This window comes from Kribbella sp. CA-293567, from assembly GCF_027627575.1.
Classification (GTDB): Bacteria; Actinomycetota; Actinomycetes; order Propionibacteriales; family Kribbellaceae; genus Kribbella.
The window spans coordinates 6,030,546-6,046,568 of sequence record NZ_CP114065.1; the positions used below are offsets into that span (position 1 = coordinate 6,030,546).

The 16,023-nt window shown below is 67.3% G+C and carries 21 protein-coding genes; all 21 read left to right on the forward strand.

Annotation, left to right across the window (positions count from 1 at the left end; translation table 11 throughout):
- The first annotated feature begins 13 nt into the window (after positions 1 to 13).
- The 21 genes from OX958_RS27850 to OX958_RS27950 all read left to right on the forward strand — a co-directional run bounded on the left by OX958_RS27850 (position 14) and on the right by OX958_RS27950 (position 15,951).
- Positions 14 to 1,387: a phage portal protein gene (locus OX958_RS27850; RefSeq protein WP_270132744.1), complete on the forward strand. Its 1,374-nt coding sequence runs from the start codon at positions 14 to 16 to the stop codon at positions 1,385 to 1,387.
- Positions 1,387 to 2,175, forward strand: a complete 789-nt coding sequence (locus OX958_RS27855) for a VG15 protein (RefSeq protein ID WP_270132746.1) — start codon at positions 1,387 to 1,389, stop codon at positions 2,173 to 2,175. The genes OX958_RS27850 and OX958_RS27855 overlap by 1 nt, the downstream gene beginning before the upstream one ends.
- 69 nt (positions 2,176 to 2,244) lie before the next feature.
- Positions 2,245 to 2,784: a hypothetical protein gene (locus tag OX958_RS27860; protein ID WP_270132748.1), complete on the forward strand. Its 540-nt coding sequence runs from the start codon at positions 2,245 to 2,247 to the stop codon at positions 2,782 to 2,784.
- A gap of 31 nt (positions 2,785 to 2,815) precedes the next feature.
- Positions 2,816 to 3,763 (forward strand): P22 phage major capsid protein family protein, encoded by a 948-nt coding sequence (locus tag OX958_RS27865; protein WP_270132750.1) that lies wholly within the window; start codon positions 2,816 to 2,818, stop codon positions 3,761 to 3,763.
- Positions 3,764 to 3,795: 32 nt separating this feature from the next.
- A complete protein-coding gene (locus OX958_RS27870) occupies positions 3,796 to 4,263 on the forward strand; it encodes a hypothetical protein (RefSeq protein WP_270132753.1) in 468 nt (155 codons plus the stop codon).
- A complete protein-coding gene (locus tag OX958_RS27875) occupies positions 4,260 to 4,532 on the forward strand; it encodes a hypothetical protein (protein ID WP_270132755.1) in 273 nt (90 codons plus the stop codon). Before OX958_RS27870 ends, OX958_RS27875 begins: the two co-directional genes overlap by 4 nt.
- 2 nt (positions 4,533 to 4,534) lie before the next feature.
- Positions 4,535 to 4,810 carry a hypothetical protein gene (locus OX958_RS27880; RefSeq protein ID WP_270132757.1) on the forward strand — a complete coding sequence of 92 codons (276 nt, stop codon included), beginning with the start codon at positions 4,535 to 4,537 and terminating at the stop codon, positions 4,808 to 4,810.
- Complete coding sequence (locus OX958_RS27885) at positions 4,807 to 5,214, forward strand: hypothetical protein (protein WP_270132758.1); 408 nt, start codon at positions 4,807 to 4,809, stop codon at positions 5,212 to 5,214. Before OX958_RS27880 ends, OX958_RS27885 begins: the two co-directional genes overlap by 4 nt.
- A gap of 12 nt (positions 5,215 to 5,226) precedes the next feature.
- The gene (locus tag OX958_RS27890) at positions 5,227 to 5,802 is read left to right on the forward strand and encodes a phage tail tube protein (RefSeq protein ID WP_270132759.1); all 576 of its coding nucleotides are present in this window, start codon (positions 5,227 to 5,229) and stop codon (positions 5,800 to 5,802) included.
- 119 nt (positions 5,803 to 5,921) lie between these two features.
- Positions 5,922 to 6,194 carry a hypothetical protein gene (locus OX958_RS27895; RefSeq protein ID WP_270132761.1) on the forward strand — a complete coding sequence of 91 codons (273 nt, stop codon included), beginning with the start codon at positions 5,922 to 5,924 and terminating at the stop codon, positions 6,192 to 6,194.
- Between the two features lie 152 nt (positions 6,195 to 6,346).
- The gene (locus OX958_RS27900; protein ID WP_270132762.1) at positions 6,347 to 6,541 is read left to right on the forward strand and encodes a hypothetical protein; all 195 of its coding nucleotides are present in this window, start codon (positions 6,347 to 6,349) and stop codon (positions 6,539 to 6,541) included.
- The gene (locus OX958_RS27905; protein ID WP_270132764.1) at positions 6,538 to 9,069 is read left to right on the forward strand and encodes a phage tail tape measure protein; all 2,532 of its coding nucleotides are present in this window, start codon (positions 6,538 to 6,540) and stop codon (positions 9,067 to 9,069) included. The genes OX958_RS27900 and OX958_RS27905 overlap by 4 nt, the downstream gene beginning before the upstream one ends.
- A gap of 3 nt (positions 9,070 to 9,072) precedes the next feature.
- Positions 9,073 to 9,909 carry a phage distal tail protein gene (locus OX958_RS27910; RefSeq protein ID WP_270132765.1) on the forward strand — a complete coding sequence of 279 codons (837 nt, stop codon included), beginning with the start codon at positions 9,073 to 9,075 and terminating at the stop codon, positions 9,907 to 9,909.
- Between the two features lie 10 nt (positions 9,910 to 9,919).
- Positions 9,920 to 11,179, forward strand: a complete 1,260-nt coding sequence (locus OX958_RS27915) for a glycine-rich domain-containing protein (protein WP_270132766.1) — start codon at positions 9,920 to 9,922, stop codon at positions 11,177 to 11,179.
- A 12-nt stretch (positions 11,180 to 11,191) separates the two neighbouring features.
- Positions 11,192 to 12,343, forward strand: a complete 1,152-nt coding sequence (locus OX958_RS27920) for a hypothetical protein (RefSeq protein ID WP_270132768.1) — start codon at positions 11,192 to 11,194, stop codon at positions 12,341 to 12,343.
- Positions 12,340 to 13,113: a hypothetical protein gene (locus tag OX958_RS27925; RefSeq protein ID WP_270132769.1), complete on the forward strand. Its 774-nt coding sequence runs from the start codon at positions 12,340 to 12,342 to the stop codon at positions 13,111 to 13,113. The genes OX958_RS27920 and OX958_RS27925 overlap by 4 nt, the downstream gene beginning before the upstream one ends.
- Before the next feature lie 31 nt (positions 13,114 to 13,144).
- Positions 13,145 to 13,951 (forward strand): peptidoglycan-binding domain-containing protein, encoded by an 807-nt coding sequence (locus OX958_RS27930; RefSeq protein ID WP_270132771.1) that lies wholly within the window; start codon positions 13,145 to 13,147, stop codon positions 13,949 to 13,951.
- Positions 13,952 to 13,984: 33 nt separating this feature from the next.
- A complete protein-coding gene (locus OX958_RS27935; protein WP_270132773.1) occupies positions 13,985 to 14,200 on the forward strand; it encodes a hypothetical protein in 216 nt (71 codons plus the stop codon).
- Between the two features lie 4 nt (positions 14,201 to 14,204).
- On the forward strand, positions 14,205 to 14,558 hold the full coding sequence (locus OX958_RS27940; RefSeq protein ID WP_270132774.1) for a hypothetical protein: 354 nt from the start codon (positions 14,205 to 14,207) through the stop codon (positions 14,556 to 14,558).
- A 59-nt stretch (positions 14,559 to 14,617) separates the two neighbouring features.
- Entirely contained in the window at positions 14,618 to 15,244 is a 627-nt protein-coding gene (locus tag OX958_RS27945) for a hypothetical protein (RefSeq protein WP_270132776.1), read from the forward strand.
- A 140-nt stretch (positions 15,245 to 15,384) separates the two neighbouring features.
- A complete protein-coding gene (locus OX958_RS27950) occupies positions 15,385 to 15,951 on the forward strand; it encodes a hypothetical protein (RefSeq protein WP_270132778.1) in 567 nt (188 codons plus the stop codon).
- Positions 15,952 to 16,023: the final 72 nt, after the last annotated feature.

A 16,023-nucleotide genomic window follows, 5' to 3' on the forward strand; every position in this document is an offset into this window, starting at 1 on the left:
AAGGAACGACAACGTGGCAACTCTCGACCGCCCGGCAAAGGTTGCCGAGAGCATGATTTCGGACCTTCGGAACGCCAACGAGCCCGGCCGGGGACACCTCGGCAAGACGCGGCGGTACTTGAAAGGTCACCACGACCTCCCGTACATGCCGCGCGGTGCGAAGGCCGAGTACCGCGAGATGGCCAAGCGGAGTATCACCAACTGGCTACCGCTGATCTCGGACACCTTCGCCAAGGTCCTCTTCGTGGAGGGCTACCGCGCCGCGAAGCAGAAGGACAACGACTCGGCGTGGAAGCACTGGCAGGCCAACAAGCTCGACGCCCGGCAGAGCATCGCCCACCGCGGCGCCCTGGAGTACGGCGTCAGCTACGTGCTGGTTCTGCCGAGTGACAGCGCCTCCCCGCTGATCAAGCCCTTGCACCCGACCCGCGTATGGGCCGAGTACGAGGACGACGACGACGAGTACCCGCAGCGCGCCCTTATCCGCAAGGGAAAGGACGTTGACGGCTCCGTCATCTTCGAGCTGTACGACGAGACCTACGTTTACACGATCCTTCACCCGCAGTCGTCCTCGCCGGTCATCGTTGACCAAGAGGCTCACGGCATGCCCGCGGTTCCGCTAGTCCGCTTCCGCGACCGGCTGGACGGCGAGAACGTCGGCATCATCGCCCCGCTACTGCCGATTCAGGACCGCATCAACGAGGCCGTCTTCGCCCTCATGATCGCCCTGCAATACGCGAGCTTCCGTCAGCGTTGGGCTACCGGCCTCGTCATCCCCACCGGGGAAGACGGCAAGCCCGTAGAGCCCTTCCAAGCCGCGATTGACAGGCTGTGGGTGACCGACAACCCCGAGGCCAAGTTCGGAGACTTCGCTCAGACCGAGGTCTCTGGCCACATCAACACCTACGAGATGACCGTCCGCACTCTCGCGGCCATCGCGCAGACCTCGCCTCACGTGCTGGTCGGCGACCTGATCAACCTCTCCGCCGATGCAATGGCCGCCGCCGAGGCGACCACACAACGCAAGGCGGAGGAGTACGAAGTCCTCTTCGGCGAGAGCTGGGAGCAAGTCCTCGCCCTCGCCGCGATCGCCGCCGGGGAAGAGGTTCCGTCCGTTGACGCCCGCGTCCGCTGGCGTGACTCCGAGGCCCGCTCCATGGCTCAGACCGTGGACGCTCTCGGCAAGATGGTGACCTTGCTGGGCGTGCCGGCTGAAGGCGCGTGGTCGCGCGTTCCCGGTGTCACTGACACCGAGCTTGCCGAGTGGCACCGCATGAAGGCCGCCGCGCAGGACGGAACGGCCGCTCTAGCCGCCGCAATCGACCGGCAGACGCAATCCACCATCACGCCGCCCGACTCGCCTCCTGAGCCTGCTCAGGCCGCGTGATGGCAACTCTAGCCGAGGCCGCCGCCCTGACCGACGCCTACCGGATCGGTCAGGGCACGATCGCCGCCCGCGCAGCCGCGCTCGCAGTGATCGCCTTTCGGGCGTTGCTCAACCCGTCGGACCTGGACAACAGCTTCCCGGCCCTCGTCGCCGCCATGCACCCGATCCTTGGCGGCGCCCGCTCTGACGCCTCCGTCCTGGCAGGCGCGTACTACGAAGCTCACCGGCTCGCGTCGGGCGTGGAGGGTCAGGAACCCACCATTGTCGCCCCCGATCCGCTGACCCTCGCTCAGACCGCATCGTCCCTGTTGTTCTCCGGCCCGGTGTCGATCAGGCAGCAGCTTGCCAAGGGCAACGATATGAAGTTTGCCCTCACCTTCGCCGAGGGAATCACCTCGCGCTCCGTCTTCCGCCACGCCGCCAACGCCGGACGCGGAACCATCTTCAACACCGCTCAGAGCGACAGGCTCGCTCTCGGATACGCGCGTGTGACCGACGGTTCCCCCTGTTCGTTCTGCGCGATGCTCGCGTCCCGCGGCGCCGACTACAAGACCGCCTCGGCGGCCGGCGCCAAGCAGGCCAAGAGCCGAAAGAAGGACGGTCGCCCGGTCGGCGCCAAGTTCCACGATGGGTGCGGATGCTCCATCGTCGCCATCTACTCCGAGGACGACACCGTCCCCGGCCCCGGCGAGGAGTACGCGGCCCTCTGGGCCGACTCCACGAAGGGCGTGCCTACCGCGGACAAGGCGAACGCCTTCCGCCGCGCGCTCGACGCGCAACGCCGCTAACCACGGCAACACCTCATCCGCGCTCGGCAGGTCCGAGCGCCCCTTGACGTTTCCCAGGAGGAGACACCCATGGCCGAGGCCACCAGCTCCACAGGCCCTGAAGGAACCCCCGGCACCGAGGGCGAGAAGCCCGCGGAAGTTGCCGAGGGCACCAAGCCCGCCGAGACCGAGTTCGAAGGCGAGTACGACGCGGCCCGCGCCAAGCGCAAGATTGACGCGCAGAAGGCCGACTTGGACAAGGCCCGCGAGAAGCTCGCCGCCTTCGAGAAGGCCGAGAACGACCGGCAGACGGCCGAAATGTCCGACCTGCAGAAGGCCGTAGCTCGCGCCGAGAAGGCCGAAGCCGACCTTGCCGAGCACACCAAGACCAAGCTCCGCGACACCATCGCCGCCGAGCACGAAGTACCGGCCGCCCTGCTGACCGGCGATGACGAAGAGACCCTCATCGCTCAGGCCAAGGCCCTCGCCGACTTCGCCGGCAAGAAGCCCGCGGAGAAGCCCGCCGCACCCGGCACCAAGCCGAAGGCCGTTCTCACGCCCGGTTCCGGCGGCGAATCCCCCAACTCACCCGACATTGACGGCATCGCTGCCCGCATCCGTCGGCGCTGACACCCCACCACCCTCCTAGGAGACACACACCATGGCTAACAGCCTCTACACCGCCGCCGAGGTAGTGAAGCTGGGCAGCGCCCTGCTGACCGCTGACCTCGTGCTGGCCGCGTCCATCAACCGCGACTACGAGGACAACTACGGCGGCGGCCACGGTACGACCGTGAACGTGCGCGTTCCGGCCGTCCTGAAGGCGAAGAAGCGCGACCTCACCAACTCGGCCACGACCGGTCAGCTCTCCGCGTTCGTCGTGAGCGCGCTGAACGAGACGACCTTCGCAATCGAGCTGGACAGCAACCCCTACCAGAAGGTTGCCCTCAACCAGCGCGAGCGGACCTTCGACCTGGAGAACTTCGGCGAGCAGGTCCTCGCCCCGCAGGTCGCTTCGATGGTCGAAGAGATCGAAGACAGCGTTGCAACGGAGTTCCTCGCGCTGCCGGAGACCAACAGCCTCACCCTCGGCGCGTACAGCCCGACCAACCCCACCCTCACGTTCTCCGCAATCCGCAAGGCCCTGCGGGACAACGGTATGCCGATGACCGGCCTTCGCGCCGCCGTCGGAACGAAGGTGTGGAAGGACATGGTGGACGCGAAGGTCTTCTCGGACCTCGGCGCCAACGCGACCAACCCGGCCGTCCCGACCTCGAAGAACGTCGGCGGCTTCGACGCCTTCGAGACGAACCGTATCGGCGAAGAGGACATTGTCTTCTACCACCGCGATGCGTTCACCCTCGCCGTCCGTTCGCCCGAGGCCCCGGCCGACGGCATCGTCTTCGCGGCTTCGCTGTCTGCGAACGGATTCTCGCTCCAGCACATTCAGGACTACGACTCCAGCATCGGTCAGCACACCTCCCTCGTGCAGACCTTCACCGGCGTCTCGTACCTGCCCGCTCGCAAGATCGACCGCTCCGGCGCGGAGGCGACGATCGTGGAGGTTCCCTCCGCGTACCGCATCGACACCGGCACCGCCGCGGCCTGATCCCCTTCTCCACAAGCCCTAGGAGGGCAACCGTGGCACTCCCCGCACTCGCAACGGTCGCTTCCATGGAGGTCCGCCTAGGACTGGAGGTCGGCACTCTCACCGGTGCCGACCTCGCAAGGGCGGAGGCTTCCCTCGCGGACGCCTCCGCCTTCGTCCGGTCAATCGGCCGGACGCTCTGGCTCGACACCTCCGGCGCAGTCACCGCCCCCGAGGACGTCGCCATGGTCACCACTCGCGCGGCCATCCGCGACTACCGCAACCCCGACGGCGTCAACAACGAAGCCCTCGGACAGGGCGCGTACGCCTACGCCTACGCCCCCGGTCAGGCTTCAATCTGGCTCACCGAAGACGAGGTCAAGCTCGTTCGTCAGGCCGTCGCCGACAGCGGACCCCCCGACGCGTGGACCGGCACAGGCAGTGTTTACACGCCTTCCGCGTACACGCCCCAAGAGGGCGATACCGGCCTGATCTATCCGCCGTGGGGTGGGTATCAGTGAACTTCCCCCACTCCATCGTCGTGCTCCGCTCGACCGCGGTAGATGCCTACGGCAACTACGGCACCAACTTCACCGACCCGACCGAGCTACCCACCAAGGGCTTCGAAGTCGTGCCCGGCGCTCTCCTCCTCCTACCGAAGACCGCGGACGTCCTCCAGGGCGACCGGTTCCGGATCGGAGACGAGACCTACGGCGGCGAAGTACAAGCCATCTCCAGCCCATCGGCCCTGAAGCTCTACCAAGTTCGGCTAGCACGAGTGGAGGACTGACCGTGGCCAAGTCGAAGATCACCCTTGACCACAAGGGAATCGCGGCGATGCTCAAGAGCCAAGAGGTCGCCGCTCTCGTCCACGCCGAGGCCGAGCGCATCGCCTCCGCTGTCCGATCTAACCCCGACGTAGTCAGTCACGAGATGGCCGACGACGTGGAGGTTGAGGACTACGTGACCGACCGGGCCGCCTCGGCCGTCCGGCTCGCGCACGCCGGCGCCCTCGGCATGGAAGCCAAGTACGGCGTCATTTCCCGGTCAACGGGCGGCACCGTATGACGCGCCTCTCCGTCCGCTTCCCTAACCCCCGCATCGTTGCCGCGGGCATCCTTCGCGAGGCGCTCCCGGACACCGTCCAGGTCGGCACGATCGACCCGGACGACCGCCCGGCCGACAAGCAGGGCCTGCCCTACGTCCGGCTCTCCATCGACAACCGGACCGGCTTCTACCCCGTCACCGCGACCGCAGCTCTCCGAGTCCAGGTCTGGGCGGACACCGAGATCGCCACCGAGGACCTCGCCGAGGTCTGCAAGGCGGTCCTTCTGTCCTACCTCGGCGACGCGAACACCCGCGGATTCCGCGAAGGCGTCGGCCCTCTGCCGACGACCGACCCGGACAGCGGGACGCCGCTCGCCTACTTCACCGCGGCGATGCACCTTCGCCCGATCCCCCTTACCTCCTAGGAGAAACCCACCATGAGTGGAGATGCAACCAACGCCGCGCTCTGGACGAACGCTGACGTTTACATTCACGACCTGTCCGGCGGTACGCCGGTGTGGCCGACCAACGTCGCGACCCCCTGGGATGCCGGCTGGAAGGCCGTCGGCCTGCTCAACGGTGACGAGGGTATGACCGAGTCCCGCGACGAAGAGACCACGGAGCACTTCGCGTGGGGCGGCCTTCTGGTCAAGTCCACCAAGAGCAAGCACAAGCGGACGATCCGTTTCGTAGCCCTGGAGGACAACGCCGTCACCTTCGGCCTCGTCAACCCCGGCTCGACTCGCGCCGTGGCCGACGCGAACGGCGTCGTCAAGTCCACCATCGTCGTTCCGACGTCGAAGGAATGGGCGATCGGCTTCGAGACCCGCGAGGGCTTCAAGGTCCGGCGCCGGGTGGTCAAGCGGAGCGACATTGGCGAGGTCGCCGATATCACCGACTCCGAGGCCGAGCTGACCGTCTACGACCTCACGGTGAACATCTACCCGGAGTCCAACGGAGAGCTCTACACCGAGCTTTCCGGTAACCCCGCGGACGACGTCACCGCCCCCTGATCCAACCGACGAGGACCCCGTACCGCGCGGGTCCGGGGTCCTCGTCCGTTGCCCTCGGCAACGCCTTCTCTGACCCGCGCGCCGTGCCACACACCCCAATCACAGGAGACCCGCGCCTCATGACCGCACGCAAGACGACTCCCCGCCGGACCGCCGCGAAGGCGGGCACCGTGACCTTTGAGCACAACGGCACGGAGTACACGATCGACCCGGCCGACAAGTGGTCGCTCGACGCCCTGGAGGCGTTCGAAGACGGCAAGGTCGTCACCGCTTGCCGCGAGATCCTCGCGCCGAAGCAGTGGGCCGACTTCAAGGCCACGAAGCCGGGCGGCCCCGGCCTCGGCGAGATGCTCGCCGCCATCGCGGCGGCCGTTGGCATCTCGGGAAACTGACCGGCCTCTTCGCCCTCATCCGCGAGCACGGCGACGCCCTGGAGGCCGACCTTCTCCGCTACTACCAAGTCGATCTACTCGACTTGTGGCGAGGGAAGCTCGACCTCCGGCGCCTCTCCGTGCTCGTTCGGCATCTCCCCCGCGAATCCGCGGTGTCCCTGATCGAAGCCGGACCTTACGCGGGCTGGACGAACGAGGCCGTACTCATCGCTGACCTCTACGCCGTGTGGGCGGGTCAGCCGCACCCCGCACTCCCGAAGAAGAACGCGGCTACTCCGGCCGTAGTGCGCGCCCACCGCGAGCGCCTTCTCGAACAGAAGCGACGCCTAGGAGGGCAGCAGAAGTGAGCAACGTCGGTTACGCAACCCTCGGCATCATCCCCACCGCGAAGGACTTCACGAAGAACCTCGCAAAGGAAACCTCCCCCGGCCTCAAGGCCCAGGGCGAGGCTGGCGGGCAGGAGTACGGGGAGACCTTCTCCAAGGGCGCGCTCGCCAAGCTCGGCGCGTTTGCTAAGGGCGGCGCAGCCGTCGCGGGCGCCGCGATCGTCGGCGGCCTGCTGTCTGCAATGGGCAGCGCCGACGTCGGCGCCGGCCTACAGGCGTCACTCGGCCTCTCGGCTGCCGACTCCGGCAAGTTCGGAGAGGCGGCGGGGCTTGCCTACAAGCAGAACTACGGCGAGTCCGTCGCGCAGATCGGCGACACGATCAAGGCGGCCTTCCAAAGTGGCTTGGTCGCAACGAAGGACTCCAAGGAAGCGATCGCCGGAGTCGTCGCGCAGGTTGAGACCTACGCGAAGGTCTCTGGTGAGGACGCCGTCAGCGCGACCAGGGCCGTAGCCCAGATGATCAAGACCGGCATCGCGAAGGACGCCACCGAGGCGTTCGACCTTCTGACCCGCGGTCAGCAGCTCGGCATCAACAAGTCAGAAGACCTGCTCGACACCTTCAACGAGTACTCCACTCAGTTTCGCAAGCTCGGTCTGGACGGGCCGCGCGCCCTCGGCCTCATGAATCAGGCGATCCAGGGCGGCGCCCGCGACAGCGACATTGCCGCGGACGCCTTCAAGGAATTCTCTATTCGCGCCGTGGACGGCTCGAAGCTGTCGGCTGACTCGTTCAAGGCGATCGGCCTGGACGGCAAGGCCATGACTGCCACGTTTGCGCAAGGTGGCCCGAAGGCTGCCGAGGCCCTCTCCCTCGTCTTCGACAAGCTGAAGGCCGTCAAGGACCCGGCCGCGCAGTCGGCTGCCGCCGTCGGTCTCTTCGGCACTCAGGCCGAGGACCTCGGCGACGCGCTCTTCGCAATGGATCCGAGGACGGCGGCCAAGGGCCTCGGCGAAGTCGCCGGCGCCACCGAGCGCGCCAACAAGGCCCTCGGCTCGACGCCCACCGCGCAGATCACCGCGTTTACACGCAACCTGAAGCAGGGCTTTGTAGAGGTTCTCGGCGGTCAGGTCCTCCCGGCCCTCACCAAGGCCGCGGGCGAGTTCAAGACCGAGTTTGGTCCCGCGCTCTCCGACCTCTCAGCCAAGCTGAAGGACGCCGCTCCGGCCGCGCTCGCGATTGCTACGGTAATCATCGGCAACCTCGTCCCCGCGATCGCTACGGCGGTCGGCGTGGTCGCCTCGGTCGTCAAGTTCCTCGGCGAGCACGAGACCACTGCCAAGGCGCTGGCCATCACCATGGGCGTCCTCGCGACGGCCTACGTGGCGTTCAAGACCGTCACGACCGCCCTCGCGCTCGCTGACATGGTGAAGAACCTCGTCACCCTGGCCAAGGCAACGAGGGCCTACGCCATCGCGCAGGCCGCCCTAAACCTCGTGATGATGCTCAACCCGATTGGCCTGATCGTCCTCGGGATTGCCGCGCTCGTCGCGGGCGTCGTGCTCATCGCGACCAAGACCACTTGGTTTCAGGACCTTTGGTCCGCCGCGTGGGGTGCGATCCAGAAGACAGCCTCGGCCGTCTTCAACTGGGTGAAGGCAAACTGGCCGTTGCTTCTGGCAATCATCACCGGACCGATCGGCCTCGCCGTCCTCGCGGTCGTGAAGAACTTCGACACGATCAAGGCCGCCGCTGGCAAGGTCCTCGCGGCCATCGTCAACGCCTACAAGGCCGTGACGAAGTTCTTCGCGGACCTGCCCGGCAAGATCTTCGCCGCGCTGTCCACGGCGGCGACATTCCTTGTCAGCAAGGGACGCGACTTCGTCTCGGGCCTCTTGAACGGCATCGTGGCCTACGCCGTCAACCTGTACTCGTTTTGGACGAAGCTCCCCGGCGTCATCGCGGGCAAGCTCGGCGCTCTCGGTTCCTACCTCGGGAACAAGGGCCGCGACTTGGTCTCTGGCCTCACCGCCGGAGCATCCGAGAAGGCCGCCGCTCTGCTGTCCTACTTCCGCGATCTCCCCGGCAACGTCGCCGCCAAGCTGGGCAACCTCGGGTCATCGCTGAAGAGCGCGGGCCTGAACTTCGCGCAGGGATTCATCAACGGTATCGGGGACATGGTCGGCAAGGCCGCCGACAAGGCGCGCGAGCTGGCCTCGGCCGCAAAGAACGCCATCATCGGAATCCTCGATATCAACTCACCCTCGCGAGTGGCCGACGACCTCGGCCGGTACTTCGGGCAGGGCTTCGCCAACGGCATTGCCGGTATGGAGAAGGCCGTCGGTCAGTCCTCGGCCGGCATGGCCAAGGCCGCCGTCCGCGGCGTTTCCTCCCTGCCCATCAAGTCCGCTTCCAACAGCGGCAACGTCCCCCGCCCTGTCGGCTTCGGTGCCGCGGGCAACGACGTAGACATTTTCGTCCAGGGCACGACCGACCCCGAGGCTACTGCCCGGATCGTCGGCCGCAAGCTCGCTAACGCCGGAGTGTGATTCGTGCTCAGCACCTACCGAGCTTCGCTCGGCGGGGTCAACTTCGGACAGGACGACGACAAGGGCTCGCTGTGGATTCTCTACGGAATCGACGGTTGGCACTCTCTCGCCTCGACGGGTGAGGTCACTCCGCGAACCGCCCGAAACGGCGGTTGGCGGAACCGGGCGCACTACGCGCCCAAGGGCCTCACCCTTCGGGGGTCCGTCATCACGACCCTCCCGAACGTCGGCGACGTTATCGACCAGCTCGCCGCCGCCATCCCGCTCGACGTCCCCGAACCTCTCACCGTCTACGGCGTCAACGCCGACGACCGTCTGATGTTCGTCCGGCAAGAGGGAACCCCGGACGTCTCCATCGTCAGTCCCTACGAGGCGCTCTACTCCATCGGCCTCGTCGCCCCGGACCCGCTGAAGTATGGCGCGATCGAGAAGGTTGCCTCGACCAACCTTCCCAGCTCGACCGGCGGCCTCACGGCTCCCTTCACCGTTCCCCTGTCGGTTGACTCCGTCACCATCTCGGGCACTGCAACCGGCGAGAACAACGGCAACCTCCCTTCTCCGCCTCGCGTCATCGTCTACGGCCCCGTCACCGACGCCCGCCTAACGAACGTCGCCACCGGAGAAACCCTCCTCATCAATCTGACGATCGAAGAGGGCGAATACGTGGACCTGGATTTCGCCACCCACACCGCCTATCTCAACGGCACCGCTTCTCGACGCGGCTACATCTCCGGCGCTTGGTTCACCCTCCAGCCCGGCGTAACCGAGATCGCCTTCAACTCACCCACCTACTCCGCCACCGCGTCCGCCCAGATCGTCTGGCGGGATGCGTGGAAGTGAGGACCTCACTATGACCGTCGGAACCCCCGCGTGGCTCGCCTCGTCCGGCGGACTCCCCGCCTACGACGCAACTGAGCTTCGCGTCATCGACTCCATGTACGCGACCTTTGACGGCGCCGTCCTCGGCGCCCGCGAAGGTGTCCGGCCGGGTGGCAACCCGCTCGCCGTCACGATCGCAGGAAGCAACTGGAACGTCGCTACCGGCATCGCCTCGGTCTCCGGCATCCTCGCCGGCGCCCTCGGCCACTACATCGTTCCGGTGACCGCCGCCGAGTCCGGGCCGCTCAACGCCGCGGACGGAACCTTTGGCCGCAAGGACATTGTGGTCCTCCGCGTGTACGACGCTGAGAACGGCGACGCGACCCGCGAGGCGAAGGTTGAGTACCTGATCGGTACTCCGTCCGCCACCCCGTCCACCCCGGCCGTACCGAGCAAGTCTCTCCTCCTCGGCACTATCACGGTGCCGAAGGCAACGACCGGCTCGCCGTCGGTCGTCCTCAACACGAAGTACACCGTGGCCTCCGGCGGCATCCTGCCGACCGGCACACGGCCGACCTCGCCGCACCTCGGCCAGACGATCTACAACACCTCAACCGGCGTCATGGAGTACCACGACGGTTCCGGGTGGCTCGCGCTGTCCGGCGGAACCCCGGTGACCTTCACTCAGACCACCGCGGGCGCCGGCACCTGGACGAAGCCCGCCAACGCCAAGGACGTCACCGTTGAAATCTGGGGCGGCGGCGGAGCTGGCGGCGGCGCCGGCGGCACTACGGGTCAGGGCGAGGGCGGCGGAGGGGGCGGCGGCGGATACAGCCGCAAGACCTACGCCGCAACCGATCTCAACGCCAACGAGGCGTTCACCGTCGGCGCGGGCACGACCGGCGGCGGCGCAACCGGCCCGACCGGTGGCACCACCACCTTCAAGGGCATGAGTGCCACCGGAGGCACCGGCGGCCTTGCCATGGCATCGACTGCGGGCGACAGCGCGACGACCGGAGGTAGCGGCGGCGTCGGCTCGGGCGGCGACTACAACGTCCAGGGCGACGACGGCGGTAAGGGCCGCGTCCTGGCGGGCAAGGCCATCCTCGCGAGCTACGGCGGCGCGGCCCCGTTCGGCGGCGGCCGGTCCCAGACTCCCGGCAGCGCCGCGGCTGGAGCGCCCGGCAAGGTCCCCGGCGCGGGTGGTTCCGGCGCCTTCGGCGCGACCACCGGAGTCCTCAACGGAGGCAACGGCGCCGTCGGAAAGATCCTCATTACTACGCGCTTCTGATCGGAGCTACTCGTGTCCTCCCTCGCCCGTAGCTCTTTCTCCGCGCGGCCGGTGCCCACTGCGCCGGCCGCGTCGGCCCCCGCGGCCTACACGTGGTACGGCGCGGATCTCGTCTCCGGCGTCATCGTGGAGGAGCTGCCCTTCGTTGCCTCCGGCCCCCTTCAAAGCATCCTCGGCACCTACACCTCCGTTTCCGGATCGATCGCCCTTCCCGACTGCCCGCCTAACTGGTCCTCCGCGACCGACCCCGGCCGGACGATGCTTGTTTGCGTCCGCGACCACGACGAGGCCGTCATGTGGGCCGGCATGGTGCTCACCCGCTCCGGCGGGTCCTCCGCGACCGTAGAGCTCTCCCTCGCAACGCTGGAGGCGTACTTCGACCGCCGCTACGTCAGCGACCGCATCGAGCTACAGCGCGACGGCGCACAGATCGCTCTAGACCTCGCGTACGACGCGGATCACGTCCAGGGCATCGGCCTCCAGTACGCCGGTACCACGACGCCCTTCAAGTTCGATCGTACGTACTCCAGCCTCTCCGACCAGACCGCGTACTCCCAGCTCACCGAGCTAATGCGCGTCCAGGACGGCCCGGAGTGGACCATCCGAGTGGACTGGAAGGACGCCGCCAAGACGTCCTTCAAGAAGACCTTCACCACCGCGGCGCGAATCGGCGTCGCAAGCTCCATCCCCTCGGCCGTCTTCGACATGCCGGGGTCGGTGATCAGTTACACCTTCACCGAGGACTTCACCTCGCGCCGAGGCGCGAACCACATCAGTATGTTCGGCGACGGCGAGGGCGAGACCCGGCCGACCGGAACGCCGGCAATCGCCTACGACCTGCTGGACAACGGCTGGCCGCGCTTCGAACAGCGCTCGACTCGTTCCGGCGTCGTCAAGCCTTCGACGCTCTACTCACATGCGCTCGAAGAGCTGTCCTGGAAGGCCACCGGCGCCCAAATCTTCACCGTCACCGCAAACGCCTCCACCGGCCCGATCCTCGGGAAGGACTGGGCACTCGGCCACGACGTCGCACTAGACGTCGCCACGTCACCCCGGCATCCGAACGGCGTAAACATCATCGCCCGCGCGATCGGCTGGGAGCTGGACGTCGTCGGCCTCGCCACCGTTACGCCCCTCCTAGAAGAGCAGGACGCCGACTCGTGACCAAGTTCTCAGACCGCCTCCCGCCCAACATGGAAACCATCATGCGCGAGCTGGAGGCCCTCCGCGGCGAGGTCCGCGAGATGCGGGCTGCCCGCCGCCTGGAGGCCGCGACCATCGGCGGCGGAGGCATCACCATTCAGGGCGGCGCAATCGTCCTGAAGGATGCCGACGGCAACGAAATCGGCAGGCTCGGCATCCGCGAGGATCTCAACCCCGGCCCCGGCGGAAAGCCTCAGTCGGGATTCATCCTCCGGCGCTCGGACGGGTCGGTCGCCTTCACCGTGGACGATCCCGACGGCGGCACAACCGGACTGAAGCAGTTCGTTGCGATGAGTGACCCGCAGGGCCACATCATCATGTCCAACGACGCCAACAGCGGCTTCGGACTCGCGGCCCCCAACGTCACCGGCGGCGTCTTCTACAGCACGAACCCCGAGACGATGCCCGGCCACAACGGCACCGGCCTGTTTCAGGTCATGACAGCGGAAGTTCCCGTCTTCCACCCGCGCTACCGCGTCAGCGTCGCCGTGAGTTGCCCGGCCTCCGGTTCCGGCGCAGTGGACCTGCGTGTAAACGGCACCTCTCAGGGCGTGAAGTCCGTTCCCACCAACAGCTTCAACCACTACGACTGGGTGCTTGACGGTAAGGCCCTGTCCGGCGGCTCCCTCGGGACCGTCCTCGGCCTGGAGATTCTCGTCTCCCGCACGGCCGGAACGACCTCCGACTATATCCGCGTCTCGCCCAACTCCATCATCGCGACCGGTTCCTGACTTCCCCTTCTCTACAAGGAGAAACCTCCTCATGACCAACGCCTACGACCGCGTCTCCCTCGGTAAGGACTCGTCCGGCCGGGCCGTCACCGTCAATCGCCGGACCAAGCTCATGCTTGAGCTGACCGCCAAGGCGTCCGGCGTCACCCCGACCATCGTCCAGGGGTCCTACCGCGGCGCGAACGGCGCTTCGGCCTCCGCCGGCACTCACGACGGCGGCGGCGTCCTGGACCTTCGGACGTGGAACCTCACCGCCGCGCAGCGCAACCGGTGGACCGCCGCAGCTCGCGCGGTCGGATTCATCGTGTGGTACCGGACGGTCCTACAGGGCTTCACCCCTCACCTCCACATCATCGCCAAGGGTGACCGCGACATGTCCCCGTCGGCCGAGCGTCAGGTCTACGCCGCGAACAACGGCCGAAACGGCCTGAAGTCGAACAAGGTTGACACGAGCAACCAAGGCGTCCCCACCTTCAACTACGAGGCCGCGACCGCGCCGCCGCTGCCCGTCGGTGCCTACCGCGTCTCCCTCGCCGCGGTCGCCTACGCCGCGAACGGCGCCGCTCACTTCCGCAGCGGTCAGGTTGTCGCCCTCAACTCGGCGCAGAACTTCCACGCTTGGCTTCTGCGAACCGGCGTCATCTCGCAGCGCAACGCCGACGTCTGGGCGCGGGCGATCCGTCAAGCCAACTGGGTTGGCGCCCGCAGCGAGTACCGCGCGGCCATCGTCCGATTCCAGATCCGCCACGGCCTCACCCCGGACGGCGTCGTCGGCCCGCGTACTCAGGCCAAGATCGCCGCCCTGATGCCGCGCAGTACCTACCGCGTCGTTGCCTGACGCAACCGTCTCTTCTCTCCGAAAGGCTCCACCGTGAACAGCGTTCTGAAGTTCCTCGCCCCGTACCGCAAGGCGATCCTGTCCGGCGTCCTGATGGCGGCCCCGGTCGCCTGGCAGGTAATGGGTGACGGCCACCTGAGCCACGCGGAGGCCGGCCTCGTCATCGGCGCCTTCCTCACCGGCGCGGGCGTGGTCTACAAGGTCCCCAACGCCAAGCTCCCCGACGCCAAGCACATGGCGGGTAGCTGACCCCATGGACACAACCACCGCCGTTACTAACGTCGCGGTGGCGATGCTCTCCGGCGGCGTCCTCGTCTACATCAGGGACGCCGTCAAGGCTCGGCGCGCACGCCGACTCGCAGAGTCCCCCGAGGCTCGCGAGTCGGCGAACGTCCGCGTCGTGGCCGAAGCCCGCGACGAGCTGGCCGAGGACAACCGCCGCCTCCGCGTCATCATCACCGAGGACCGCGTCCGTCACGCCGAGGACCGCGCCGAGTGGGCGCGCGAGAAGGCGGAGATGCGCGGCGAGATCTCGACGCTAGAGGCCAAGGTCCGCGCCGTCCTCCACGAGGTCGAAGCCTTCCACCGCCGCTATCCCGAAGCCTGAGCAAACGGCCACTCGCTGACCTACCTCCAAGGGAGACCACCACCCTAGGAGCACGCCACATGGCAACCCATCTCATCGGAATCACCGGCCGCAAGCGGTCCGGCAAAGACACCTTCGCCGAGCGCCTCGTGACTGAGCACGGCTTCAAGCGGTTTGCCTTCGCGGACAACCTCCGCAAGGCCGCCCTCGCGATTGACCCGATCGTCGGCGTGGAGTGTGGGCGCTACTCCGAGGACGTGGACTTGTTCGTCCGCCTCTCCGAGGTCATCGCTGCCCACGGCTGGGAGGGCGTAAAGGATTCCCCCTACGACGCCGAGGTCCGCCGCACCCTCCAGCGCGTCGGCGTCACGGCCCGCGAGCTGGACCCAGGGATTTGGGTCAGGCCCGTAATGCACGCCATCGGCAACCACGACGGCCCGGCCGTCATCACGGACGTCCGCTTCCCCAACGAGCTGGAGGCCGTCCACGACGCCGACGGCTGGTCAGTCCGCGTCACCCGCTCCGGCCTGCCTGACGACGGCGACCTCCACATCTCGGAGACCGCCCTTGACGACGCCGCGGTCAACCTCGGCTACTCCAATAACTCGAGCATCTCGGCCCTCCACGCGAAGGCCGATGAGTGCGTCCGCGTCCTCCGCAACAACGGCGACGCCGAGCTGATCGGCCGCTCCGACACCTGGCAGTAGCCCTCACGGCCCGTCCCCATACCAGGGGGCGGGCCGTTTTGCGTTCTGCCACTCCGAGGTTGCTAGTGGCCCCTCAGCCGGGCACACTGGAGCTTCGGCCCGAACCGGCCGGTAACTCACCGACCACTCGGAGGCTCACCGTGGGCAAGAAATCCCTGGAGCGCGTCAAGGCCGACGCCGCTACCGCGCTGGAGAAGTACTTCACCGAGGGTGAGAACAACATCGACCTCCTCCGCTCGGCGGGCGCCGCCGTGGTCGAGCTGCGCTCCCGCTTCCAACAAAAGGACGGCTCGACCGACTGGGCCGGCCGTTCGCAGGACTACCGCGACGCGATCCGCGACGTTTACACGCGCGCCCACCTCTCCCAGGACCAGGTCTCGAAGCTCCCCGGCAAGCTCGGCTACCACGTCCGGCAGGCTCTCGGCGCCCGCATCTCCGCCGACGAACTGGAGGCGGCGGGATTCAAGGCGGAGGACCCGAAGATCCGACAGAACGCGCGCCGTACGACAGCGGCGGCTCTTGCGGCGACAGTCGCACCGTCGGTGACGCCGGCCGTCCTCATCGTTCACGCCAACTCTCTCCTCAAGCGGGCCGACTCCGGCGACGGGCTGGCCGAGATGACGGAGCAGGAGCGCGAGGTCTGCCGTATCGCACTCGCCGCCATCGAAAAGCACGCGGCATCCCTGAGCAAGGCGCTCGCGGGCTGACGCGGGGAAGCAGGGAGCAGGCGGGGTGACCCCTTTTCCTACCTCTTACTCTGCGCTCTCGCATTGGAGAGA